We start from the raw sequence: 23,419 nt of genomic DNA, 5'->3' as shown, positions 1-23,419 counted from the left end.
CCGGTGTGGCAGCGAAAAGTCGTCATTTCGGCCGGCGTCGCAGCCCGGCGCCCGAGATGTTCCCAGGCCAGCGCGTCATACTGGCCGCACCGGCGGGGGCCGGTGTGGTTTTCGTGCGACGGAAGAGGAACGGCGTGGGTTCATCGACCAGACGGGTGCAAGTTGTCACTCGACCCCCCCGAAAGCGAGGGTGGCGGCGATTGACCTCGCCCCTTTTCTGGATGTGGGCGATCCTGGCGGGCCTGCTGTTGGCTACGGCAACCTTCGCCGTGGCCTACGCCCTGGTGGAGGTCCCCGACCCGAACGAGGCGGCTCAGACCCAGACCTCGATCATCTATTACGCCGACGGCAAGACTGAGATCGACCGGATCAGCGCGCTGAACCGCGAGGCCGTCAAGCTCTCCCAAGTGCCCGTGCATGTGCGCAAAGCGTTCATCGCCGCTGAAGACCGCACCTTCTATGACAACCCGGGCATTTCTCCCAGTGGCATCGCCCGGGCTGTCTGGGCCGCGGTCCGGGGCGGGCAGACCCAGGGTGGCTCGACGATCACGCAGCAGTACGTGAAGAACTACTTCCTCACCCAGGATCAGACGCTCACCCGAAAAGGCCGGGAACTCATCATCTCGCTGAAGATCGAGCGGGAGCAGAGCAAGGATCAAATCCTGGAGAACTACCTCAACACGATCTATTTCGGGCGGGGCGCGCACGGCATCCAGGCAGCTTCCCGGGCCTACTTCGGTAAAGACGTCAGCAAGCTCAGCCTGGAGGAGGGTGCCCTGCTCACCTCGGTGGTGCGGGGACCGTCGCTGTACGACCCGGGCTTGGGTGCCAAACAGAAGAAGAACCTGCAGGCGCGGATGGAGTACGTCTATGACGGGATGCTCCAGCAGGGTTGGCTGACTGCCGCCGAACGCAAAAAGACCGAGTTCCCGAAGGTCATCACGCAAAAGCGGCGCACCGCGAGCCCGGGGACCTCGGGGTACATCACGCAGGCAGTGAAGAACGAACTTGTGGAAAAGGTGGGCCTGACCCCCGAACAGGTGGACATTGGTGGGCTGCGCATCACGACCACCATCCAGAAGAAGGATCAGAACGCTGCCGTGGAAGCGGTGCACAAGGAACGCCCGAGCGGGGGGCGTGCGGACAACCTGCGGGTGGGGCTGGTCGCTCTCAAGCCCGGCGACGGCGCGATTCTGGCGTTGTACGGCGGGGACAACCAGTTGACCGCGCCGTACAGCGCCGCGACGCAGGCCCAGTTGCAGGGCGGTTCCACCTTCAAGATCTTTGCCCTGGTCGCCGCGCTGCAGCAGGACATCAGCACGCACACCACCTTCGACGGTTCCAGCCCCCGGTATTTCGAGGAGTTCAAGGGCGGGGGCAACGACTCGGGACGGGTACAGAACTTCGGCAATCACAGTTACGGCTGGCAAGACCTGCGCACCGCCACGGCCAAGTCGACGAACACGGTCTTTGCTGAGCTGAACCTCAAGGTCGGACCGCAGGCGACGATGGATGCTGCGGTGGCGCTGGGGGTGCCCGCCTCCACAGCGGGTCTGGCGCCGAACGCGGCAAACGTCTTCGGCACCGCCTCGCCGCGAGTGATCGACATGGCCAATGCATACGCGACTCTGGCCGCGGGTGGCATCCGGGCCGAGCCGTATCTCATTCGCAGCGTCACCAGCGTCGACGGGCGGTTCAGCGGTTATGTCGGGACCGCTTCCACCACCCGGGTCATCAGCCCCGAGGTCGCCGCCGACGCGGTGGATGCCATGCAGCAGGTCGTCAAGCGCGGCACGGCGCAGAGGGCGAGCCGGCTCGGGCGGCCCGTGGCCGGTAAGACGGGCACCACCGATGAGAACCGGGCAGTCTGGTTCGACGGGTTCACCCCGGAGGTGGCCACAGCGGTGGCGATGTATCTGCCTGACGAGGAGGGCAACGCCCAACCGATGCGCGGCATCGGCGGGTTCGGCGAGGTCACCGGTGGCTCCTATCCGGTCGACATCTGGACCCGGTTCATGCGCAACATCACCGACGGCACTCCCGAGACCGATTTCCCGTCGCGCGCCGGAATCGGGGATGAGAAGGCACAGCCGCCGGAACCGACCTACGAGGAGCAACCCCAAGAGGAACCGGAGTGGGTGCCGCAGCCGCAGGAGCAACCCACGTCTGAGGAGCCGAGCCCGGAATGGAGTCCCACCGATATCCCGCAGGACCCCGCCCAGCCCGAGGGCGAGACGCCTGAGGGCGGCGACATCCCCGAAGAAGCCCCGCCCGCTGAACCGGCGCCGCAGGATGAGCAAGCACCGCAAGAGGATTCCGAGACGCAGGCAGCGGCGAATCAGCGTGCAGGACAAGCCGCCAAGGCGGCCCCCACCCCGGCTGCTGGGAACAGAACTACGAGCAGCGCGCCGTAACCTTGCTGTATGAGCCCCCACGACGCGACAGGCGCCCCCTCTCGCGACCCCTTGGTGGCCGCTGCCAGCGAGGTCATTGGGGGCCCGCTCGGGCGGTACGCCCAGATCCGCACCGTGCCGCGCGGTGGCACCTCTCCCCGCTCTGGTCTGCGGGTGCTGCCCTGGGCGCCGATCGCCGGGATTCTCACCGTGGCTGCCACCCTGCTGCTTGCCGGCGGCCTGGTGCAGAAACGACACTGCCTGGAGAACGGTTGGGGCGCGCCGGGCGTCTTCTGGAAGTCTTGCTATTCGGACCTGCCCTCCGCTACCGGTGAGGCCCTGGCCGGCCAGCCGATGGGCACCGCGCTGCTGCTGCGCCTCATCGATCTGCTCACCCCGGTGGGGCCGTCGTTTTCTCATGAGCAGGGCATGTATCTGGGTTGGGCGCTGACGGCGGCGCTGTTGCTGGTGGCGCTGGTTGTTCTCACCACTCTGACGTGCCGCTCAGCTCCCTGGAATGCGGCGCATGTCGCGTTGAGCCCGCTGATCATTCTCGTGGTTCTGGTGGCCCCTGACCTATGGGGAGTCACGTTGACCTCGGTGGCGTTGTGGCTGTGGAGCCGCGACCACCCGGTGTCCGCCGGAGTGCTGATGGGCGCGGCCATCGCAGCGCGTACCTATCCCGTGCTCATCCTCGTGGTGATCGGGCTCTTGGCGGCGCGCGCAGGCGTGGCGGGCAGGTGGGCCGTCATGGCTGGTTGGGCGCTCATTTCCGGAACCGTCATCAGCCTGGCCGGGGCGCTGCTGCTGCATCTGGATCCGACCGGGGCTTACCGGCTCTGGGTTGCCGGCGAGGCCGGCCTGGGTTCCATGTGGTATCTGGCGACGTTGGGGGAACGGCCGCTGCAGATCGGGATTCTCACAGTGCTGACCGCCCTGGGTTGGGTGTTGGCTCTGGCCGTCGGAGTGGCGTTAACCTTCTCGGCCCGGCACCGGCCGACGGTGGCCGAAGTGTCGCTGGTTGTGCTGGCGATCGTGCTCGTCACCGGCAAGTCCTTCCCGGTGCAGGCCTCGTTGTGGCTGCTACCGCTGGTCGCACTGGCAGGTTTGCGCTGGCGCGACCACCTGGTCTGGGTGACCACCGAGGGGATGTACTTCGTCGTTCTGTGGCTATACCTGGGCGGCCGTGACCAGGCGCAACCCTCGATGTCGGGGGCCTGGTTCGGGTTGTTCCTCCTGTTGCGAATTCTGGGGGTGTTGTGGCTGGCCTTCGCCGCCGCCCGCGCGGCGCTGGAACGCCCGGCGCGAGCCAAGGGCAGGCTGCGGGTGAGCGCGGAGGCAGATGAGCCGGATGAGGTCGCGGGCCCGATGACCGGGGAGCCGGACGCCATCGTCGTCTCCTACCGCTGAGGCGGATCAGGGCAGATGCTGGTGGCGAGCGGGTCCCGCTGACCACGGCTGTCGGTGCGGGGACTGTTTACGGCTGACCCCGTCGCCACCCCTGCTGGATGGGTGTCTCAGCAGCTCACAAAACCGCTACGAATTGCTCGTAGATGCCTGACCCTGCGACGGGCACGCATGGGGCCCTCGCCAGGCGTGCCCTACTCGAGCCCAGCGTGTACTCGAACTCGGTCAGTACTGCTCGGCCAACGCCGCTGCGGCGGGATCGGAGCCTGCCTCGCGGGCGAGGTCCTGCCCATCCGCCCTGTGGGCTGATTCGGCACCGTGCGCGTCCTGCCGATACTCTTGATCTCGTTCATCCGGCACGTCGACCTGAGCCTGTGGTTGAGCACGAGTCCGCAGCCCAGGTCAGCAGGGGGTCCATGCCCTCTTCTTCCGCTTGCGGTGGCGGTGCCGGTGACGCTCGCAACCCTCCTGTCACGGAGAGACCGTGACCGCACAGACCGAAGGAGGTGGGTTCTCGCATGCGTCAGTACGAACTCATGATCATCCTCGACCCTGAGGTTGACGACCGTCAGGTCGCCCCCACACTCGAGCGGTTCCTCAATGTCATCAAGAATGACAAGGGCACCGTCGAGAACATCGACATGATGGGCCGGCGCCGTCTGGCCTACGACATCAAGAAGAAGTCCGAGGGCGTTTACATCGTCGTCAACTTCACTGCCGAGCCGAGCACCGCCAAGGAGCTCGACCGTCAGCTTGGTTTGAGCGAGCAGGTGCTTCGCACCAAGCTGCTCCGCCCCGACGCGGCCTGATCCGCTTCGGATAACCCCTCACAGACAGGAGCGAGTCCATGGCAGGCGAAACCGTCATCACCGTGATCGGCAACCTGGTTGCCGACCCGGAACTCCGGTTCACCCCCTCGGGTGCTGCCGTCGCCAACTTCCGCGTCGCGTCAACACCGCGAACGTTCGATCGTCAGACGAACGAATGGAAGGACGGCGAGGCGCTGTTCCTGTCGTGCTCGGCCTGGCGTGACATGGCCGAGAATGTCGCCGAGTCGCTGCAACGCGGCGCGCGCGTCATCGTCAGTGGTCGTCTTCGCTCCCGCTCTTACGAAACAAAAGAGGGCGAGAAGCGCACCGTCATCGAGCTGGAGGTCGACGAGATCGGCCCCTCGCTTCGGTATGCCACCGCGAAGGTCAACAAGACCTCTCGTGGCGGCGGTGGCGGTGGCGGCTTCTCCGGCGGCGGCGGTGGCGGCCAGGGGGGTGGCGGCTTCTCCGGCGGCGGCCAGCAAGGCGGCGGTTACGGCGGCGCACCAGGTGGGGCAGCCCGCCCGGACGCTGACCCGTGGGCGACCGGCCCGGCCGGTGGCGGCGGCCAGCAGAGCGGTGGGGCTCCCGGGTGGGGTAACGCCCCCTCCTACGACGAACCTCCGTTCTGATCTCATCGGCATCACTCTCTGAGGGCGCTTCTGCGCACCTCAACCTCGAATCCTGCGGGATTCGCATCACCGACCCATCCCGGAGCACCCACTCCGGGCTCTCACAGACGAGGAGAGCACCACGATGGCCAAGCCCGTTGTGCGCAAGCCCAAGAAAAAGGCCAACCCGCTCAAGGCAGCAAAGATCGAGAACATCGATTACAAGGACATCAACCTGCTGCGTAAGTTCATCTCCGACCGCGGCAAGATCCGCGCTCGCCGTGTGACCGGTGTTTCTGTCCAGGAGCAGCGCCTCATCGCCAAGGCTGTTAAGAACGCCCGCGAGATGGCCCTGCTGCCCTACTCCAGCTCGGCTCGCTGAGTCCGACCCACCACCAGCGAGAAGGAGCAAGCATCATGAAGTTGATTCTCACCAATGAGGTGTCGGGTCTCGGTTCTGCCGGCGACATCGTCGAGGTCAAGGACGGCTACGGTCGTAACTTCCTCATCCCGCGCGGTCTGGCGACCCCCTGGACCAAGGGCGGTCAGAAGCAGGTCGAGGCGATCCAGAAGGGCCGCGAGGCTCGTGCGATCGCGTCGCTGGAAGACGCCAAGGGCGTTAAAGGCCAGCTCGAGTCGCGTGTGCTGCGCATCAAGGCGCACGCGAGCGCAAATGGTCGTCTGTTCGGCGCCATCACCCCGGCCGACGTCGCGAACGCGGCGGAGACCTCGGGTGTGAAGATCGACCGTCGCACGGTCGAGTTCGCGGCTCCGATCAAGGCCACCGGCGACTACCAAGCCACGGTGAAGCTGCACCCCGAGGTGCAGGCCACCGTCAAGCTGTCTGTCTCCGCCGGCTGAGATATCAGCGCCTAGCGCTGCGAAAGGGGCGGCATCTTCATTGCGAAGATGCCGCCCCTTTCCTCGTTCCGGCACTGCCATAGCTCCCCGCACCATGTTAGATTGTCGTATCAAAGTGGCGAGGAGGCCTGGCTATGCGGATTGGAATCGCGGGCACCGGACGGATCGGTGCCTACCACGCAAAGACCTTGACGGGTGTGGATGCGGTAAGCGAGCTCGTGTTGGCCGATGCCAACGCTGTCGCGGCCAGGGACGTGGCCACGCAGCTGGGGGTCCGGGCTGTCGATGACGTGGATGCGCTGCTCGATGCCGGGCTGGACGGGCTGGTCATCGCCACCCCGACGACGACGCACGAGGCTCTCATTCGAGCGAGTGTGGCGGCCGGCATACCGACTTTCTGCGAGAAACCGGTGGCTGCGAGCCTGGAAGCCGCGTTGTCCTTGCTAGAGGTAGAAAAAGCCAGCACCGTGCCGATTCACATCGGCTTCCAGCGCCGCTTCGACGTCGGCTATATGCGGGTGCAGCAGGCTGTGGAGCAGGGCGAATTGGGATTCATCCACACCGTTCGGGCAATGACCCTGGACACCGCCCCGCCGCCGCCGGAGTACGTGCGCGCCTCGGGTGGTCTGTTCCGGGACTGCAGCATCCACGACTTCGACATCATCCGGTTCGTCACCAATCAAGAGGTGCGCACCGCTTACGCGGCCGGCGCCAACAAGGGCGCGGACTATATCGCTGAGGCTGACGACATCGACACCGGCGCTGGGGTGTTCGTCCTTGAAGACGGAACGCTAGTTACCTTCTCCGCCACCCGGCACAACGCCTTCGGTCATGACGTGCGCATGGAGGTGCTGGGCTCCACCGGGGATCTGGCGGTGGGGCTGGATGATTCGTTGGCGCTGACCTCGGCGCAGGAGGGCGTGCAGTTCCCGCCCGGACCGCGGGTAGTGAACTTCATGGACCGCTTCCTGCCCGCCTATCAGCGTGAACTCACCGCCTTCACTGAGGTTGCTGCGGGGAAGCGGCCTTCTCCGTGCACCGTCTTCGACGGGGTGCAGGCGCTGCGGATGGCCCAGGCCTGCGACCTTTCCCGCCGCGAGGGCCGCGTTGTCCAGATGACGGAGATCCCGCAAGCAACACAGTGACCCCCGGCGAGCCGTCGCTCACGCCCCGTCATTCCCCGCGAGCCGTCACTGAAAAGTGACGGCTCGCGGGGTTTAGGCGGCGAGCCGTCAGTGCCTAGTGACGGCTCGCGAAGGGGCAGGGGTGGGGTCAGGCCATCCCGGTGACGAGCCAGGCGTCGGTCCGGGCCCGTCGATCGAGAAGGAACGCCCGCATCGCCATGAAAGCCAGGAAGCCAACCCACAGGGCTGCCAGGGCAGCACCGTCGCCCGCGGCCACAATGGGCACCTTCGCCCCGGCCAGAATGCCGATGACGGGTATGTAGGCCACGAGTAGTGCCACCTGCGCCCAGGCGAGCCAGCGGGCGTCGCCGGCGCCGATGAGTACCCCGTCGAGCACGAACGCATGGGCTGCGATGGGTTGCCCGAGAGCGATCACCAGCAGCGCTACCGTGAGCGCGGAACGGACTGCGGGGTCGGTGGTGAACAGCACGGGCAGGAACGGGGCGGCGATTGCCAGCAGCAGCCCGAGCGCCACTCCCAGCCAGCGCCCCCAGCGCGTCATCAGGGCCGTCATTTCGCGGGTTCCCTCCGTGTCGCCTGCTCCCAGGGCCCGTCCGGTAAGGGCCTGCGCCGCGATGGCCAGCGCGTCAAGAGCGAACACCAGGAAGCTCCAGATGGTGGACGACACCTGGTAGGCGGCCAGCGGAACTTCGCCGTAGGTGGCGGCGATCCATGTCGTCAGCAGCAACACACCACGAAGCGCCAGGGTGCGTACGAGAAGGGGGATCCCTCCGGCGGCGGCGTGCAGAATGCCCGCGGGGTGCGGGCGCAGCGGAGCCTTCAGCGCACGCGCCCGCTGCAGCACGATCAGCCCAAGCCCCAGGGCCATGCCGGTCTGCGCGATCACTGTGCCCCAGGCCGACCCCGCGATCCCCAGCTCCAGGCCGTAGACGAGGACGAAGTTGAGAACGATGTTGGAGCCGAACGCCGCCACGGAAGCCACGAACGGGGTTTTCGTATCTTGCAGACCTCGCAGCACCCCGGTGAGGGCGAGTACGGCCAGCATGGAGGGGACGCCATAGGCGGAGATCTGTAGGTACAGCACGGCCTGCTCAGCGGCTGCCGGCGAGGCGTCAAACGCGGCCGTGAGCGGCACCGCCGCCATCCGCAGCACCAGCCCGCTGCACGCTCCCAGGATGAGGGAGAGCCATAGCCCGTCGATGCCCGCGGCCAGCGCCCCACTGGTGGAGCCGGAGCCCAGCCGACGTGAGACTAACGCGGTAGTGCCGTAGGCGAGGAAGACGAAGATCCCGGTGGCCGTGAGCAGGATGGCGCTGGCCACGGCGAGCCCCGCCAGCGGGGTGGTGCCGAGATGTCCGATGATGGCGGTGTCGGCGAGCAGGAAGAGGGGTTCGGCGATGAGCGTGAGGAAGGCCGGGATGGCCAGACGCCGAACCTGTCGGGCGGTGTCGTCGTTGCTCACGGGTTGAGCGCTGGTGCCGGAAGGCGGCAGTGCACGGCTTCGATGACGCGGTGCGGAAGTCGGGGCGCCAACTCCTGCAAGGTATCGAGCACCCATAACCGGGCCGGGTCTCCGCTACGTCCGTAATCGATCAGGGCGGGGGCTATGGCGGATCGGACGAGGGGATTGCGATCAGCGAGATTAGGCACGATGCAGTTCAACAGAAGACGGGTGTCGGTGGCCATTCGGCGGCGGTGTTGAGCCCGGATCGCCGCCCGTCGCAGGCGTGGATTGTTAGCCAACGCCCAGGAGCGCACCAGGCCGGTCTCCGTGTCGGGATGATGGGCCAGAGCTAGGGAGACACCGCGAGTGGTGATGGCGTCGACGCACTCAGCGCTGGGTGATTGCAGAAGGAGTTTCCGATACACGGCCATTGAACAGGGTTGCCCTGCCCAGTGCCGGTAACGGGGGTGCCACAGCACCCCGATGGCGGCACACAATTCCTCGCTGTGCTGGGGGTTGTTCCACAGTTCGAGGATGGCTTGCTCCCACTCCTCCCGAGTGGCGAGCGGAACCGCTCCAACGAGGCGGTTGATGACCCGTATCGCTGAGGAACTGCCGATCATGGGGACCTGACCAGAGTGGTTTCGTGGCCGTCCGCTGCGCTTGGTGGTCTTGAGCTGGCGCATTTCCCCCTGCAGCGCGGCAACCAGGGCTGAGACCGCAGCGGAGCGAATGACCATGTACTACAGGCTAACTCGTTTATTGCGCAATGGACTAGCGGGACCGATCCGGCGGGGTTGGCCAGGCGGGTGACCCAGCGCGGTGCTCGTGCGGCGCATCTAGCGGGCGTCCACATTCTGAGCACCGGTATGGGGTCGCGATGCGGCTTGGTCGAGGTGGGCCGCTGACCGGGATGACTGATTCGTCCACCCTGCTCGCCCCTTTTGGGCGGACGACCGTCAAGATCGGCCCTGATGCGGGTCAACAAGGGTCAAAAAGCACACCCTGTGAGTGTGGAGCGACCCCGGAGAGGTCTTGGGTCACGTGGTGAGACTCTCGAAAGTTTCTTCCCCGTTTTGCATCTGTGCTGATCAGAGGGCTGTGCCCGCACTTTTCCCCCTGTTATCCCCAGGCTCATCCACAGGATGTGGAACTTCTCCACCGCGTCGTCCACACACTGTCCCCAGTCTGTCCACAACGCTCGTTTGTGGACGGGTGACTTGGGCGCCTAGCGTGAGTCGACACCGCTCGATGAGCTTGCCGCAGGGCCGGAATCGTTGTCGGGAGTCAATGGGAATGTAGGGACTTGCTCCGGGCCATGGGGTGAGCGTGCACAGCTAATGAGGGGGATCCATGTCGCTCGCGAGGGTCGACAGATCGGATTTCGAGGGTCCCTTGCAGTCGGTTTCCGAGGCTGTGGACGATCGCCTGCCGCCGCAGGACGTCAACGCCGAGCAAAGCGTGCTCGGCGGCATGATGCTTTCCAAGGACGCCATCGCCGACTGCATCGAGGTGCTGCGGGGGGTTGATTTCTACCGCCCGGCCCACGAGCTGGTGTACGACGCGATCCTCGACCTGTACGGACGCGGTGAACCAGCCGATGCGATCACCGTGGCCGATGAGCTGACCAAGCGCGGCGACCTGACCCGGGTTGGTGGCCAGTCCTACCTGCACCAACTCATTTCCGCGGTGCCCACGGCGGCCAACGCCGGCTACTACGCGCAGATCGTCGCGGAGCGGGCGGTGCTGCGCCGGCTTGTCGACGCGGGCACCCGCATCGTGCAGATGGGCTACGGCACTGGCGGCGGCGACGTGGAGGAGATCGTCAACGCTGCCCAGGCTGAGGTGTACGCCGTGGCTGACAAGCGCGGCGGTGAGGATTACCACCTGCTTGGTGAGTTGCTGGAGGCCACCGCAGACGAGATCGAGCAAGCCTCTGGCGCAACCGGGGAGATGGTCGGGGTTCCCACCGGATTCACCGATCTTGATGAACTCACCAACGGCTTGCACGGCGGTCAGATGGTCGTCATCGCTGCCCGGCCCGCGATGGGTAAGGCGTTGGCACTCGACACCCCCCTGCCCACGCCGACGGGGTGGACGACGATGGGGCAGGTCCAGGTCGGTGATGAGGTTCTCGGCGCTGACGGCCGAGCTATTGCCGTCGTGGCGGCGACGCCGGTCATGACGGGCCGACCCTGCTACGAGGTCGGCTTCTCTGACGGGTCGCGGATCATCGCTGACGAACAACACCTGTGGCTTACCCAGGCGCGAGCCGAGGCCGGATCGCTGGGCGCGCTCGCGGTGCGCACCACGGCCGACATCGCGGCGAGTCTTCGCGCCGGCGATGGGCAGCCGAACCACAGCGTGTCCCTCAGCGCTGCGTTGGACCTCGATGATGTCGAGTTGCCGGTTGGTCCCTACACGTTGGGGGCGTGGCTGGGCGACGGCGATGCATCCTCGGCCACGATCACCAGCGTCGAGCCCGAGGTGTTGGCGGGGATTCGGGCTGAGGGCTATGCCGCGACGCCGCTGGGCGGCGCTGCGCAATACGCTTTGGGGCTGGGGTCGAGACCCGCCTCACCCGACGCCGAAGTGGGAACGGCCACCTCGGCCCGTCAATTGGTTTCGGTAGGCGCGCCCGCCGGTGCGGCCACGCCGACCTCTGGCGCTGACCGCCCCTCGGCGGAACCGTCGGTGGGGCGCGAGCCAGACGCAGTGGGTGCGGCGCTGCGCGGGCTCGGGGTACTTCCCGACAAGCACATTCCGGCGACCTATCTTCGTGCGGCTCAGCCCGCGCGCCGGGCGTTACTGGCAGGGTTGGCGGACACCGCGGGCACGCTCACGACTTCGGGCAGTGCGCAGTTCACGACGACCAGCCCGCGGCTGGCCGCGGACCTGCACGAACTCATCGTCGGCCTGGGGTGCGCTTGCTCGGTCGCTGAGCAGCCGGTGCGCAGTCAGGACGCCCAGAGCGCCACGGCGTACACGTTGAGCTTCACCAGCGCTGAACCGGTGTTCACGGTGCAGCGAAAAGCGGGCGCGCACGCCGCCCACGCGGGCCGTGGTCAAGGTGCTGGGCGATTCATCACCTCGGTACGACCGGTCGCTTCGGTCCCGGTGCGCTGCATCCAGGTGGCGGCACGCGACCACCTCTACCTCGCGGGCCGCGCGATGATCCCGACCCACAACTCGACGTTGGCCTTGGATATCGCTCGCGCCGCCGCGATCAAGCATGGCCAGACCGCGGTCGTGTTCTCGTTGGAAATGAGCCGCAGCGAGATCACGATGCGTCTGCTCAGCGCCGAGGCGGGCATCCAGTTGCAGCACATGCGTAAGGGCACGATGCGTGATGAGGACTGGAGCAAGCTGGCCCGCACCATGGGGGAGGTCAGTGAGGCGCCGCTGTTCATCGACGACTCGCCGAATATGTCGCTGATGGAGATCCGCGCCAAGTGCCGACGGTTGAAGCAGAAGCATGGGCTTCGACTGGTCATCATCGACTACCTGCAGCTGATGAGCTCGGGTAAGCGTGTTGAGTCGCGTCAGCAGGAGGTTTCGGAGTTCTCCCGCGCGTTGAAGTTGTTGGCCAAGGAACTCGAGGTTCCGGTGGTGGCGCTCTCTCAGCTCAACCGTGGCCCGGAACAACGCACCGACAAGAAACCGCAGATCAGCGACCTGCGTGAGTCGGGTTGTCTGGTGGCAGAGACGCGGATCTTGCGGGCCGACACCGGCGCGGAAACCACTATCGGGGAACTGGTCGCCTCGGGTGAGAAGGACGTTCCGGTGTGGGCGTTGGATGAGTCGCTGCGGTATGTGACCCGGCCCATGACGCACGCCTTTTCCACGGGGGTCAAGCCGGTGTACCGGTTGCGCTTGGCTTCGGGTAAAACGGTGCGGGCCACCGAGAACCACCCGTTCTTGGGCTACGACGGCTGGGTCCGCCTGGGCGAGTTGCTGTGTGGGGATCGGGTGGCGGTGCCGCGGCATGTCGGCGCCCCCGCGCACGTGGATGAGTCCTGGGCGGATGAGGATGTGCGCACGGCAGCGTTGTTGTGCGGTGAGCACCCGGCAGCGACCTTCCCGGCGGCCCTGTTCGCATTGCCCAAGAGGCAGATCGCGTTGTTCATCCGTGAGGTGATGACGCTGGTCGGTGGCGTGATGCTCTCTAGTGACCGGCCGGGCGGCGAGATCTTCTGCTTCGCTGCGGATCGGCGCCGCCTGGACAAGTTGTCGCTGTTGTTGCTGCGGTTCGGTGTCTCGTGTGTGGTTACCGGCGACGACGAGCAGGGGTGGATGCTGGACATCGTCGACGTGGACTCCCAGCGCCGGTTCTTGCAGGAGATCGGTATCGGTGGGCCGGCGGCGCCGGACGCGGCACGGCTGCTGACGATCGTGCGTGATGTGACGGCGGCGCCGCAGCCGGGGCCGGGGCAGTTGCCGTTGTGGCAGGACGTCGCTTCGGTGATCGCCCCTGAGCCCGAGCCGGATTCTGAGACCTCTGCGGGGACCCTGCGTCAGGTCGCGGCGGTGTTGGAACGCGAGGACGTTGATCTGGCGGCGGTGAACGACGTGGAGTGGGAGGTCGTTGTCGGGGTCGAGTACGACGGCGAGGAGGAAGTCTTCGACGCCACCGTGCTGGGCACCCACAACTTCATCGCCAACGGCATCGCCGTGCACAACTCCATCGAGCAGGACGCCGACCTGGTGATGCTGCTGCATCGCGAGTCCGTCTACGAGCAGGACTCACCGCGTGAGGGCGAGGCCGACATCATCGTCGCCAAGCACCGTAACGGCCCCACCAAGACGATCACGGTCGCCTTCCAGGGCCACTACTCCCGCTTCATGAACATGGCGGCCAGTTACTGAGGTGCTGTTGTCACTGCTGTCGAGACGCAGCGAACTTTGAACGAATCGCGCCTACTTTGAACGAAGAACGCCTATAAGTCACATTTCGGGAACCCAGAGCCAGCGAAATGTGACTTTTGAGCACGCCGGTTTCATTGAGAATAATCCGCAACTCCCTTCTGTGGGCCTCGCGCGTGGAGAAACCGCAGGTCACCGGGGGTCCTATTGCGGATTATTCTCATTTCCCAGGTTGGCAAGGCGTAGAACCTGTAAATGATCACTGTTCGTGCCTGAGTCGGGGGGCGGCCGCCCAAGACGACTCGGAGGCCCGCTGGCAGGTCGCCCTGATGGGCGTCGCTCTGCCGGGCCTGCCCAGCGCACCGTTAGTGAGAGCTGGTGCGGGACGCATCAAATCGACTTCAGGGGCTCGATGAGCCAATGCGGATCGGTGGGTCGATTCCCCCTCTACCGGGGGCAGCATCGGCGACGACCTGTGCTTTCCCTGCCGCCACCGCTGGGGGTGAAGGTCACATCGCGACGGCAGTGTCGGTGTAGAGCTCTGCGGGCATCGCAGTGTCGAGGCGCCAGGTGATCGCAATAGGTCGCTCGCCGTGGTGCGACACGTAGCGCGCCCGCCCCAGGAAAAGGTACGGCGCGGTCCCGAACTCGGTGGACTTCTCTCGCCGCACGAACAGCAGCACCGTGGACGTGCCCGAAAGGTACCGCTGCCCAGTCGGGGAGGCGAGTGTCGTGCCGGACTGTGACTCCCAGTGGAACAGCGTCGGCGAGATCGGATAGTCGGCGTACATCGTCGTTGGGGAGTAGGCCGCCTCCGACTTCTTGAGCGTCACGAAGAACGCATCCACGGGACCGGCGGGGGAATCGCCGACGTGCAGCACGCCCTCCCGGAACGAGCTCGCCACCCTGCCGAGGTGGGCGTGGCCCAAGCCTGCGAGTACCTCGTCCTGCTGATAGCTCGCGTGCACCACGAACGGCAGCGCCGCCAACGGACCGGCGGAACTGTGCACTGGTCGTCGGGTCTGGTCGGCGGCGATTGCGATCGTCTCGCGACATTCCTGCGCCACGGTCGTCACCGCGCGGGCCTGGGCGAGCCCTTCGTCGTACGAAGCATGTCCGCCGGTGCGATAGAGGGTGAAGTAGAGCATCTTCGCAAAAGCCTGGCCCCGAGGGCAAAGACCCGCATATGACGTGTCCAGTCGGAGGAGCCGGTCGTAGACCGCTGCACGTTCAGGGTCATCGACGTGGGTGAGAGCCCGGACCCGCTTGCGCAGCGACTCCTCAAGCGGGGATTCGGGGGTCGTGAGCAGGCCGGCCTTGCGCCGCAGGAGGGTGAAGCTGCGGTCGGAGCGAACCACGTCGGACAGCTCGAGTCCCGATTCCGTGAGGAACTCGCGCAGCGAGTCGGAGGGGTGGGCACGCAACTCGTTGACCAGTTGGGGCATCCTCATCGCGAGGTTGGTCTTGATCGAGGTGAGCACCGCGTCCTGGGTGAGACGGTCGAGCACGATTTGGCACCCGGGCGGCAGGAAGGGAAATCCCTGGGTGACATCCCGCTCTAAGCCCTTGCGCGTTGAGCGGGTGAGCGCCCGGAACCGCAGGTCGAGGCGGAACTCTGCACGGTGCTGTCCAACAAAATCGAGGACGGTGAGCACAGCCTTGTCCGGATGGACACGCAGGCCACGTCCGAGCTGCTGGAGGAACAGCGTGATGCTCTCGGTCGGGCGCAGGAAGAGGACGGTGTCCACGGCGGGGATGTCCACGCCCTCGTTGAACAGGTCCGCGGTGAAGATCGCCTGGATCCGCCCGGTGCTGAGGTCTTCGATCGCGTTGTGCCGCTGGGTTTCCCGTGACTGCCCGCTCAGCGCCACGGCCTCCAGGCCAGCCTCGCGGAAGACCCGCGTCATGTAGTGCGCGTGCGCGACGCTGACGCAGAAGCCCAGTGCCTTCATCCGGGCTGGGTCGGCGATCTTGTCGCGGACCTGGGTGAGCACGATACGGGCGCGCGCGTCGTTGCCGGTGTAGACGCCCTCGAGCTCGTGCTCGTCGTAGCGGCCGCGGGTCCAAGAGAGGCGGGTGAGGTCGGTGCCGTCGTGGATGCCGAAATAGTGGAACGGCGTGAGCAGGTCGGCCTCTATCGCGTCCCAGAGGCGCAGTTCGGCGGCGGTCCGCCCGCCGAAGAAAGACCGCACGTCGGTGCCGTCACCACGCTCGGGCGTCGCGGTCAGGCCAAGCAGCTCGCGAGGCTGGAGGTGGTCGAGGATGCGCCGGTAAGTGCTCGCCGCGGCGTGATGGAACTCATCGATCACGACCACGTCGAAGGCGTCTGCGGGGATGTGCTGCACGCCGTACCGGCTTAGGGACTGGATACTCGCGAAAACATGGTTCCAGCGCTCGGGCCGCGCACCGCCGAAGTAGGCCTCGCCAAAATTACTGTCGCCCAACACCTCTCGGTAGGTGCGCAGCGACTGGTCGAGGATCTCGGCGCGGTGCGCCACGAACAAGAGGCTCGGCTTGTCGGTGCCGCACAGACGCTGGTAGTCCAGAGCCGCCATAACCGTCTTGCCCGTACCGGTGGCCGCCACGACGAGGTTGCGGTGCCGTTCGTGCAGATCGCGCTCGGCCTGGAGTGCTTCCAGGATCGCCTCCTGGAATGGAAATGGGCGTACCTGCAGGCCGGACAGTGAGATCCGGGTGCGGGGCTTGTTGCCGCCGCCGGCGATGCGCAGGGCGTCATCAAGCCGGTCGCGATCTGCAAGGACGCGCGGGTCGTAGGGTTGAAAGGTGTCCGAGCTCCAGTAGGTGTTGAACGTCGCCTCGAACTTCTGCAGCAGGGTCGGGGTTGCGACGCGGCTTAGACGGACATTCCACTCGGCGCCGTCCAAGAGGGCGCTCGCGGACAAGTTGGAGGAGCCGACATAGGCGGTGTCCAGGCCGGTGTGGCGCCTGAACAGCCAGGCCTTGGCGTGCAGACGCGTTCGCTGGGCGTCGTACTGGATGCGGATGTCCGCGCCGTACTTATCGGCCAGGCGGTCGAGGGCCCGGCGCTCTGTGCCGCCCATGTAGGTCGTGGTCACGATCCGGAAGGGGACTCCTCGTGCCTTGATCTCGGCGAGGGACTTCTCCAGGGTGCGGACGCCGTGCCACTTGACGAAAGCGATGAGCAGGTCGACCTCGTCGGCGGTCGCGAGCTCACGTCGGATCTCGGCGCCCAGGCTCGGGTCGCTTGCGGCGTTGGTGAGGAGGGCGGCGTCGGACAGCGGGGTGCTGGGGCGGTCCGTCGAACGGGTCGGCTGGCCGGGCTGCGGGGGAGCGACGAGGCTCAAGAGCTGACGCGGGTTTTGCTCGGGCGTCTCGTCTTGCGCGTCAAGGACCTCCAGGAGGCGTGCGACCAGGTCAACCTGCTGCTCTGGGGTGCGCGCGCTGAGGGCGCGATGGACCGCTTGGGAGACGTGGCGGCCCAATACGGTGGTCCGGTCGGCCTTGTCGATGTTGTTGAAGTCTGGTGTGTCGGTCACGCACGCGAGCCGCTTGAGGAGCCTCGCGGTGACGACGTCCTCGTAGAGCCCCGGCGGGAGTTGCGAACCGCTCACACTGGCAGCTTGGCACGAACACCGGCGTCCTAAGCGGCGGCGCGCCTCTGGCTGCTAGCCGTAACCACACCACCCGCCTCGTCGCGTCGTTCCTGGGGTACGCGGGGGCGCCTAGGTCTGTGCAGGCGCCGCCATCTACTCCGCTGTGTTACACCGCTCCGAGCGCGCTGAGTCGCGCGGCAGGCCCCAGGTCGGTCACCAGAAGACTGCTAGGCCCGGACCGCAGCGCGGTCTGCTCTCCTACCTTCTGCTGGTCGGCAAGGTCGAGCGCATCGAGGCCTGAGGTCGAGCAGGCAGCGAGGGGTCGGAACGGGCGGAGCTCAACTCTCCCAATATTTACCCCCGGGGGTATATTGACCGGAGTGCTGACCACCGAAAAGCACTGTTCGGTAGCCACGTTCCGTGCCGTCGGACGGCACGTGGTCGCCATCGATGACTCCTTCGACGACGCCCGGGAGGCCGGGCCCCGACTCACCTGACCCCCCACCGAGAGGACAGTCCCTCAATGACGCAGCCCAAGAGAATCACCTCCGAACAGGCCCGTATCTGGCTCACACAGGCTGACGCGCCCACGATCGTGGACGTGCGCACCCCGGCTGAGTTCGCCGCCGAGCACTTGGCGGGTTCGGTGAACATTCCCCTGGACCTCGTGCAGCAGCACGCCGAGCAGATCGCTCGTGCTGCCACCGGCGAGGTGCTGCTCGTGTGCCGCACCGACAATCGCGCCACCCAGGCAGCGGACCTTCTCGCGCCGAACTTGGGCGAGCGGATCCACGTGCTGGTCGGAGGCATCAGCAGCTGGGCCGAGAGGGGTGGAGAGGTGACGCAGGGCAACGGCCGAACCTGGGCGATGGACCGCCAGGTGCGAGCAACGGCCGGCGCGCTCGCGTTGACTGGGGTTCTGGCCTCGACGGTGGTCCCGAAGGCGAAGTGGCTGGCCGGTGGTATCGGCGCGGGGCTGCTCTACTCCGGTGCCAGCGGCACCTGCGCGATGGCCTCCGCTTTGGCGAAGGCGCCGTGGAACACCCGCGGCACGCCGTCCTTGGCGCAAGCTACCGCCGCTCTAGCCTCGAAGGGAGCCTGACATGTGCCGCGCAGTCACCTGCCGCACCTGCGGTAAAACCACCTGGGCCGGCTGCGGTCAGCACGTCGACCAGGTCAAAGTAGGCGTCCCCGCCGCTCAGTGGTGTCCCGGCCACCCCGACCAAGAGAAGAAGGGCTTCTTCGCCCGTCTCCTGGGCCGATAAAGCAGACCCGGTGGGGCGCTCTTCGGGGTGGCCCACCGGCGCTGTTGTCGACAATGGGTGCGGCGGATCGCTGCTGGTCTTGGGCTTCGAGCGTTCTCCGCGACGTATCGCGGACGTGCTGCCGCGAGGTTCGTGGCGAGCACTGACAAGACGCCGATGATGCGGTGGCGATCAAAGGTCCGGCGCAACGTGCACGCACCCCGTGACATCCACCAGGGCCGCCGACCTGCGTCCGCTAGCCTGCCGCCTTAGATGCGGACGACCTCTTTGCGGTGTTGGCGCCGCTGAGGATGTCGAGGAAAGCCTGGGCGCGGGGTCCAGGCCGTCGCGAACGGTTTCGAGCCATGGGATTGTGCCGGTAATAGCCATTCGGTCCCGTGACGTTGCTCACGAATAGCACCACCTTGGCAAGCCCGGTAGTGGAGACTCGGAGAACGGATCGCCGCGGCCCCAAGGAGCGCCATGACCCTCACAGACATGCTCACCGAGAGCGTCACCAGGTTTGGCGACGCCATCGCCCTCAGTGACAGCCGCCGGGAGGTCTCATACTCCGAGCTCGTGCGCCGCACCGTCGACGTCGCCGCCGCGCTCGCGGCGAAAGGTCTGCAACCCGGTGACCGGGTCGCGCTGGCCCTGCCGAACGTCATCGAATTCGCCTATCTCTATTACGGCATCACGCGCGCCGGCGGCATCGTCGTTCCGTTCAACCCGATGCTGCGACCACACGAGATCGTCACGCTCCTCAAGGACGCGGACCCGATGCTCGTCGTCGCCTGGGCGGGGTTGACCTCGGTCGAGAACGCCGCCGAGACCGCCGGTGTCGAACTCTGCAGCATCGATGCCGCCACCTTCGCCCAGGCCTTCCCCCCAGCGCAGGACGCGGCCGTCGACCCGGCCCGCGGCGCCGCGGTGCCGCAACAGGATGACGACGTCGCGGTGCTGCTCTACACCTCCGGCACCACCGGAGAACCCAAGGGCGCCATGCTCACCCACGACAACCTCGTCACCAACGCCCGCGTTGACCAGGGGCTCGTGGACATGAACGACCGCGACGTCCTGCTCGGTGCGCTGCCCCTGTTCCACTCCTTCGGCCAGACCTGCTGCCTCAACCTGCCGCTGCTCTCAGGCAGTCACGTGGTGCTGCTCCCGCAGTTCAACCCGCGTGAGGCGCTGGCCGTCGTCGGCAGCAAGCACGTCACAGTGTTCCTCGCCGTCCCGGGCATGTACGCCGCTCTGCTGCAGATGCTCACCCGCGCCGGTCAGGAGTTCGACCTGAGCTCCCTGCGCATGACCATCTCCAGCGGCGCCCCGCTGCCGGTCGAGCTGCTGCATCAGATCGAGGAGCACTTCGGCGTCGTCATGCTCGAGGGTTACGGGCTGTCGGAGACCTCCCCGACGGCGACGCTCAACGTTCCGGGTCGCCGTCGTCCCGGCACCGTGGGACCAGCGCTGCCCGGGGTCGAACTGCGCATCCTCGACCCCGAGACCGGCGCCGAGGTGGGCATCGGCACGGTCGGCGAGGTCGCGATCCGCGGCCACAACGTCATGCGCGGCTACTGGAGGGCGCCCGAGGCGACCGCGGCGGTGCTCTCCGAAGAGGGCTGGCTGCGCACCGGTGACCTGGGCACCCTTGACGAGGACGGATTCCTCACCATCGTCGACCGCAAGAAAGACCTCGTCATCGTCGGCGGTGAGAACGTCTACCCCCGGGAGGTGGAAGAGGTGCTGTACGAGCATCCTGCCGTCGCGGAATGCGCCGTCCTCGGCGTCCCCGACCTGCGCCGCGGTGAGATCGTGGTGGCCGCCGTCGTCCTCAAGGAGGGCCAGGAGGCGAGCGAGGCGGAGTTGCGCGCCCACATCAAAGCCCAGCTGGCCGGGTTCAAGGTGCCCCGCGCGATCTGGTTCCCGCAGTCCCTACCCAAGGGCGGCACCAATAAGATCGTCAAACGCGAGATCGAGATCCCCGAGCACATCGGTGGACGCTGACCGGGACCTGCCCAGCGCCCGATTCCTGCACGCTGACGCGGCGAACCCCTGCGCTGCTGAATCCGCGGCAGAAGTGAGCAGACAAGAAAGTCCGGTCCGGTGATCCAGGGTCATGACGCCTTCGGGCTCGACACCGACGGCCGCCGCCTCGCTCGTCTGCTCGGCCAAGCCCGCCCTCATCGCCGCACCCTTCACGCTGCAAGGCTGACCCGCAGCGACGGAGCCTCCGTTCGAACGAGGAGAGCGTCATGCACATCCCCGCACCACACACTCATCGGTCCCGGTTCACCGCCTCGTTGACTGAGCAGGGTCCCGTTGCGGCCGACGAGGTGTGGGACCGGTACGTCGTCCCGTCTCGTTGGACGAGCTGGGCGCCCCACCTCACCGCAGTGAACGCGAGCGAGCCGACCATCCACCCCGGCACGACCGGAAGTGTCACGGCCGCCGGCGTCGTCCGCGCCTCTTTCGTTGTCGACGAGGTGGATGCTGCCCGCCGGCGCTGGTCGTGGACGGTTCGGCTGGGCCCGATCGTCCTGCACCTCGTGCACCGCGTTCTCGACCCGGGGTCGCTCGCCGATGCTGGGCCCGGGCGCTCGCAGGTGCAGCCGGGATGCACCACCCAGGTCGAGATCACCGGACCCCGCCTCGTGGTGCTGCCCTACCTGCCCGTCATGTCGTTCGCCCTACGCCGGCTGGTCTCCGCCGACCTCTCAGCATCGGGGCCGAGCAGGTGAAGACCAGGCGCGACGCATCCCGGGCCGCCCACGCCGCCAGCAGCAGGGCCGAGGGGACCAGCTGTGAGCTGCAACGGAAGGTCGCTGCCCGGGAAGCCCACGGCGGGGAAGGCCGCATCCGCGCCGCCCGCTTCCCCGCCCGTAAGTCATTGGAGGAGTTCGACTTCGAACACGCCAGAGAGCCAGCGCGGCTGACTATTCAGGTAGTCGCAATGGCCGTCTAGTCAGTTCTCCAACCAGATAGAGCAAGGCCTACCCAGCCGTGGGCCTGGATGGAAGACTCAACCGCATGGATGAGAACGGTGACTATGCAGGCTTCCCCCGCAACGACATGCGAGTGTGCACGCGATGTGGAGCGGTCGTCTCGAAGGCACACGAGCGCCAGCATGACGAGTTCCACCGCGCCCTGGAGCAGGCGACAAACCGTTCGGGCCAGGAAGGCTGACGGGCGACCTTTAGACGCCCCGCGACCGCACGCTTGCGTCACCCCTACCACCCGGGCCCTACGCATTACGCTGCTGGGTCTGCCCCGTCCTCGGTGAGATACGGTGGCGGGCCTCGTATGAGGTGAGGTGGCACCGCGATGGAGGTTGCGTCGGGGCGGACGTTGAGAGCGACTAGCGGTGAGTAGAGACCGACCCTTCCTAGCGGAACAGTCGGCTTACCCCCTGGACATATGCTGCGGCACCCAGGGGGTCGCTCTTTGTTCCGGGCAGGTCGATGGTGACAGTCTGGGCGTCGAGTCGGGTGACGAGGTCTTCACCGTGGGTGATGTAGCGGCGGTAGGTGTGGCTGACCAGGTCGGGGAGCCATAGAAGGTGCTCGACGGTGGGTGAGACGTGCTTCACCTGGTAGTGACGGTCGATCAGTCCCGCTCTGCGGGCGTCTTTGACGGTGTGCTGGTCGCGGGCAGTGTCTTCGCGACGGCCCTGCTTCTCTAGGACCATCATGTGGGTCGCGGGGAGCTTGATCCCTGCGGACTAGCGTTTGCGCGGTGCGGGTCGTCTGCGATCTGGTCGGCGGCCAACCCACCCAGGGCGGCGAGCAGCGCGGTGAGGCTGGCGGCCCGCATGCCGATCGCTTCCCCCTCGTCGTGAGGGGTGTGCCGGACAGCGATCACGCACGGGTCCGAGTACTTGGCCAGGTAGTCCGTCATCTGCCCGACCACATCGGTGGACGCTGACCGGGCCCTGCGCCGCTGAAGCTGCGGCACGAGTGAGCAGAGGCTCGGCTCGGAGGTATATCCGGCGGCGTCGCCTGGAGTCACCGCCCCGGCGAGGCCTCCTGCTCTGCAGGTCCCTCATGCCGGGCGCGGATGGCGGTGAGGTCCAGGGCGTGCGCGTCCAGGGCGATGTCCTCCTCGGACACCGGCGTCCATGTGCGCGTGGGCACGGCGCGACGCTGCTCGTCAATCCCGACGAACACCGTGCGGCAGTACGTTGTCAGTTCCATCTCGCCGTTCGCCGGATCACCGGAGCGCACATGCACACCGATGTGCATCGACGTGCGCCCCGTGTGCAGCAGACGCGCTTCCACCTCGACGACGTGCCCGATGCGCAGAGGCCGGTAGAAGCGCACACCGCCGGTGAAGATCGCGACGTTGGCCGGGTTGCCCGACCATGACGTCGCGAGCACGTGGGCGGCCTCGTCGATCCAGCGCATGACAATCCCGCCGTGCACCTTGCCGCCCCAGTTGACGTCGGTCGGCGCAGCGAGAAACCGCATCGTGATGACGGGGGCGGTTCCCGCATCCGAGTACACCTGCTGCTTCATCGCGGCCTCGATCTCGGCGCGCACCTCGGCCCGGCGCCGAGCCCACGCCTGAAGGAGACGACCCGCTTCGTCCGTCGGGACCAGCGGCCGCACAGCCTGTGATCGGCCAGAGTCGTCCACCGACACGAACAGGATGAGGCAGTGTGACGCCGCCTCGAGCGCGCCCGTGCTCGGCGGACCGCTGAACGCCTCGACAAGGATGTGCATCGACGATCGGCCCGTGTGGATGACCCGCGCCCGCACCTCGACGAGATGCCCCACCTCGATCGGGCGGGAGAACCGGATGTTGCCGACGTAGGCAGTGACCGCGTAGGTGCCACTCCAGCGGGCCGCAACCGCGTACCCGGCTTTGTCGATCCACTCAAGGACGCGGCCGGCACTGACGACACCGGACTGGCCTGCGTCGGTCGGGGATGCGAGAAAGCGGAGGGTGATCTCAGAGCGATCCGTCGACATGCCGGCCAGCCTGTCATGTTTCCCGTGAAACCAACGGCGAGATGGTCGCCGCCACGACGCCGGTGCTGCAGTGGCGATCAGAGCCGTCAGCTGGTTG

The 23,419-nt window shown here is 66.7% G+C and carries 19 protein-coding genes; 13 read left to right on the top strand and 6 right to left on the bottom strand.

Annotated features, from left to right (window positions below; genetic code table 11):
* Positions 1-200 precede the first annotated feature (200 nt).
* From G9V96_RS09600 to G9V96_RS09570, 7 genes are all read left to right on the top strand, one after another.
* On the top strand, positions 201-2,414 hold the full coding sequence (locus G9V96_RS09600) for a transglycosylase domain-containing protein (protein ID WP_168582830.1): 2,214 nt from the start codon (positions 201-203) through the stop codon (positions 2,412-2,414).
* A 9-nt stretch (positions 2,415-2,423) separates the two neighbouring features.
* Complete coding sequence (locus tag G9V96_RS09595; protein WP_168582829.1) at positions 2,424-3,803, top strand: hypothetical protein; 1,380 nt, start codon at positions 2,424-2,426, stop codon at positions 3,801-3,803.
* Positions 3,804-4,318: 515 nt separating this feature from the next.
* Positions 4,319-4,609 carry a 30S ribosomal protein S6 gene (gene rpsF, locus G9V96_RS09590; protein WP_168582828.1) on the top strand — a complete coding sequence of 97 codons (291 nt, stop codon included), beginning with the start codon at positions 4,319-4,321 and terminating at the stop codon, positions 4,607-4,609.
* Positions 4,610-4,647: 38 nt separating this feature from the next.
* Positions 4,648-5,241: a single-stranded DNA-binding protein gene (locus G9V96_RS09585; RefSeq protein WP_168582827.1), complete on the top strand. Its 594-nt coding sequence runs from the start codon at positions 4,648-4,650 to the stop codon at positions 5,239-5,241.
* 124 nt (positions 5,242-5,365) lie between these two features.
* Positions 5,366-5,602, top strand: a complete 237-nt coding sequence (gene rpsR / locus G9V96_RS09580; RefSeq protein WP_168582826.1) for a 30S ribosomal protein S18 — start codon at positions 5,366-5,368, stop codon at positions 5,600-5,602.
* Positions 5,603-5,637: 35 nt separating this feature from the next.
* Entirely contained in the window at positions 5,638-6,081 is a 444-nt protein-coding gene (gene rplI / locus G9V96_RS09575; protein WP_168582825.1) for a 50S ribosomal protein L9, read from the top strand.
* Positions 6,082-6,215: 134 nt separating this feature from the next.
* Entirely contained in the window at positions 6,216-7,226 is a 1,011-nt protein-coding gene (locus G9V96_RS09570) for a Gfo/Idh/MocA family protein (protein WP_168582824.1), read from the top strand.
* 127 nt (positions 7,227-7,353) lie between these two features.
* On the opposite strand, the gene G9V96_RS09565 is transcribed toward G9V96_RS09570, so the two are convergent.
* Both G9V96_RS09565 and G9V96_RS09560 read right to left on the bottom strand, forming a co-directional pair.
* Positions 7,354-8,688, bottom strand: a complete 1,335-nt coding sequence (locus tag G9V96_RS09565; protein ID WP_226913257.1) for an MATE family efflux transporter — start codon at positions 8,686-8,688, stop codon at positions 7,354-7,356.
* Positions 8,685-9,410 carry a DNA alkylation repair protein gene (locus tag G9V96_RS09560; protein ID WP_168582822.1) on the bottom strand — a complete coding sequence of 242 codons (726 nt, stop codon included), beginning with the start codon at positions 9,408-9,410 and terminating at the stop codon, positions 8,685-8,687. Before G9V96_RS09560 ends, G9V96_RS09565 begins: the two co-directional genes overlap by 4 nt.
* Positions 9,411-10,023: 613 nt before the next feature.
* On the opposite strand from G9V96_RS09560, the gene dnaB reads away from it, so the two are divergent.
* The gene (gene dnaB, locus G9V96_RS09555) at positions 10,024-13,536 is read left to right on the top strand and encodes a replicative DNA helicase (protein WP_168582821.1); all 3,513 of its coding nucleotides are present in this window, start codon (positions 10,024-10,026) and stop codon (positions 13,534-13,536) included.
* A 506-nt stretch (positions 13,537-14,042) separates the two neighbouring features.
* Here dnaB and G9V96_RS09550 read toward each other — a convergent pair.
* Positions 14,043-17,126 carry a DUF3427 domain-containing protein gene (locus G9V96_RS09550; protein WP_168582820.1) on the bottom strand — a complete coding sequence of 1,028 codons (3,084 nt, stop codon included), beginning with the start codon at positions 17,124-17,126 and terminating at the stop codon, positions 14,043-14,045.
* Between the two features lie 505 nt (positions 17,127-17,631).
* Here G9V96_RS09550 and G9V96_RS09545 point away from each other — a divergent pair.
* From G9V96_RS09545 to G9V96_RS09520, 5 genes are all read left to right on the top strand, one after another.
* A complete protein-coding gene (locus tag G9V96_RS09545; RefSeq protein WP_168582819.1) occupies positions 17,632-18,210 on the top strand; it encodes a rhodanese-like domain-containing protein in 579 nt (192 codons plus the stop codon).
* 1 nt (position 18,211) lies between these two features.
* Entirely contained in the window at positions 18,212-18,373 is a 162-nt protein-coding gene (locus G9V96_RS09540) for a hypothetical protein (RefSeq protein ID WP_168582818.1), read from the top strand.
* A 462-nt stretch (positions 18,374-18,835) separates the two neighbouring features.
* Positions 18,836-20,359: a long-chain-fatty-acid--CoA ligase gene (locus G9V96_RS09535; RefSeq protein WP_168582817.1), complete on the top strand. Its 1,524-nt coding sequence runs from the start codon at positions 18,836-18,838 to the stop codon at positions 20,357-20,359.
* A gap of 248 nt (positions 20,360-20,607) precedes the next feature.
* Complete coding sequence (locus G9V96_RS09530; RefSeq protein ID WP_168582816.1) at positions 20,608-21,093, top strand: SRPBCC family protein; 486 nt, start codon at positions 20,608-20,610, stop codon at positions 21,091-21,093.
* Between the two features lie 289 nt (positions 21,094-21,382).
* Entirely contained in the window at positions 21,383-21,538 is a 156-nt protein-coding gene (locus tag G9V96_RS09520; protein WP_168582815.1) for a hypothetical protein, read from the top strand.
* Between the two features lie 199 nt (positions 21,539-21,737).
* Here G9V96_RS09520 and G9V96_RS09515 read toward each other — a convergent pair whose 3' ends face one another.
* From G9V96_RS09515 to G9V96_RS09505, 3 genes are all read right to left on the bottom strand, one after another.
* Positions 21,738-22,043, bottom strand: coding sequence for a hypothetical protein (locus G9V96_RS09515; RefSeq protein WP_168582814.1), 306 nt, complete (start codon positions 22,041-22,043; stop codon positions 21,738-21,740).
* Positions 22,040-22,249 (bottom strand): hypothetical protein, encoded by a 210-nt coding sequence (locus G9V96_RS09510; RefSeq protein WP_168582813.1) that lies wholly within the window; start codon positions 22,247-22,249, stop codon positions 22,040-22,042. The genes G9V96_RS09515 and G9V96_RS09510 overlap by 4 nt, the downstream gene beginning before the upstream one ends.
* A 107-nt stretch (positions 22,250-22,356) precedes the next feature.
* On the bottom strand, positions 22,357-23,322 hold the full coding sequence (locus tag G9V96_RS09505) for an acyl-CoA thioesterase (RefSeq protein ID WP_168582812.1): 966 nt from the start codon (positions 23,320-23,322) through the stop codon (positions 22,357-22,359).
* Between the last annotated feature and the right edge of the window lie 97 nt (positions 23,323-23,419).

Origin of the sequence: Gephyromycinifex aptenodytis (assembly GCF_012277275.1) — a bacterium.
Classification (GTDB): domain Bacteria; phylum Actinomycetota; class Actinomycetes; order Actinomycetales; family Dermatophilaceae; genus Gephyromycinifex; species Gephyromycinifex aptenodytis.
The sequence above is the reverse complement of the archived record's forward strand: the minus strand, read 5'-3'. Positions and strand labels throughout refer to the sequence as shown.

Bases quoted from the DNA above. Each gene is read 5' to 3' on its own strand.
- G9V96_RS09510 (WP_168582813.1), bottom strand. From the start codon at position 22,249: ATGACGGACTACCTGGCCAAGTACTCGGACCCGTGCGTGATCGCTGTC.
- dnaB (WP_168582821.1), top strand. From the start codon at position 10,024: ATGTCGCTCGCGAGGGTCGACAGATCGGATTTCGAGGGTCCCTTGCAG.
- G9V96_RS09560 (WP_168582822.1), bottom strand. From the start codon at position 9,410: ATGGTCATTCGCTCCGCTGCGGTCTCAGCCCTGGTTGCCGCGCTGCAG.
- rpsR (WP_168582826.1), top strand. From the start codon at position 5,366: ATGGCCAAGCCCGTTGTGCGCAAGCCCAAGAAAAAGGCCAACCCGCTC.
- G9V96_RS09520 (WP_168582815.1), top strand. From the start codon at position 21,383: ATGGATGAGAACGGTGACTATGCAGGCTTCCCCCGCAACGACATGCGA.
- G9V96_RS09505 (WP_168582812.1), bottom strand. From the start codon at position 23,322: ATGTCGACGGATCGCTCTGAGATCACCCTCCGCTTTCTCGCATCCCCG.
- G9V96_RS09535 (WP_168582817.1), top strand. From the start codon at position 18,836: ATGACCCTCACAGACATGCTCACCGAGAGCGTCACCAGGTTTGGCGAC.
- G9V96_RS09540 (WP_168582818.1), top strand. From the start codon at position 18,212: ATGTGCCGCGCAGTCACCTGCCGCACCTGCGGTAAAACCACCTGGGCC.
- G9V96_RS09545 (WP_168582819.1), top strand. From the start codon at position 17,632: ATGACGCAGCCCAAGAGAATCACCTCCGAACAGGCCCGTATCTGGCTC.
- G9V96_RS09595 (WP_168582829.1), top strand. From the start codon at position 2,424: ATGAGCCCCCACGACGCGACAGGCGCCCCCTCTCGCGACCCCTTGGTG.
- G9V96_RS09530 (WP_168582816.1), top strand. From the start codon at position 20,608: ATGCACATCCCCGCACCACACACTCATCGGTCCCGGTTCACCGCCTCG.
- G9V96_RS09515 (WP_168582814.1), bottom strand. From the start codon at position 22,043: ATGATGGTCCTAGAGAAGCAGGGCCGTCGCGAAGACACTGCCCGCGAC.
- G9V96_RS09585 (WP_168582827.1), top strand. From the start codon at position 4,648: ATGGCAGGCGAAACCGTCATCACCGTGATCGGCAACCTGGTTGCCGAC.
- rplI (WP_168582825.1), top strand. From the start codon at position 5,638: ATGAAGTTGATTCTCACCAATGAGGTGTCGGGTCTCGGTTCTGCCGGC.
- rpsF (WP_168582828.1), top strand. From the start codon at position 4,319: ATGCGTCAGTACGAACTCATGATCATCCTCGACCCTGAGGTTGACGAC.
- G9V96_RS09570 (WP_168582824.1), top strand. From the start codon at position 6,216: ATGCGGATTGGAATCGCGGGCACCGGACGGATCGGTGCCTACCACGCA.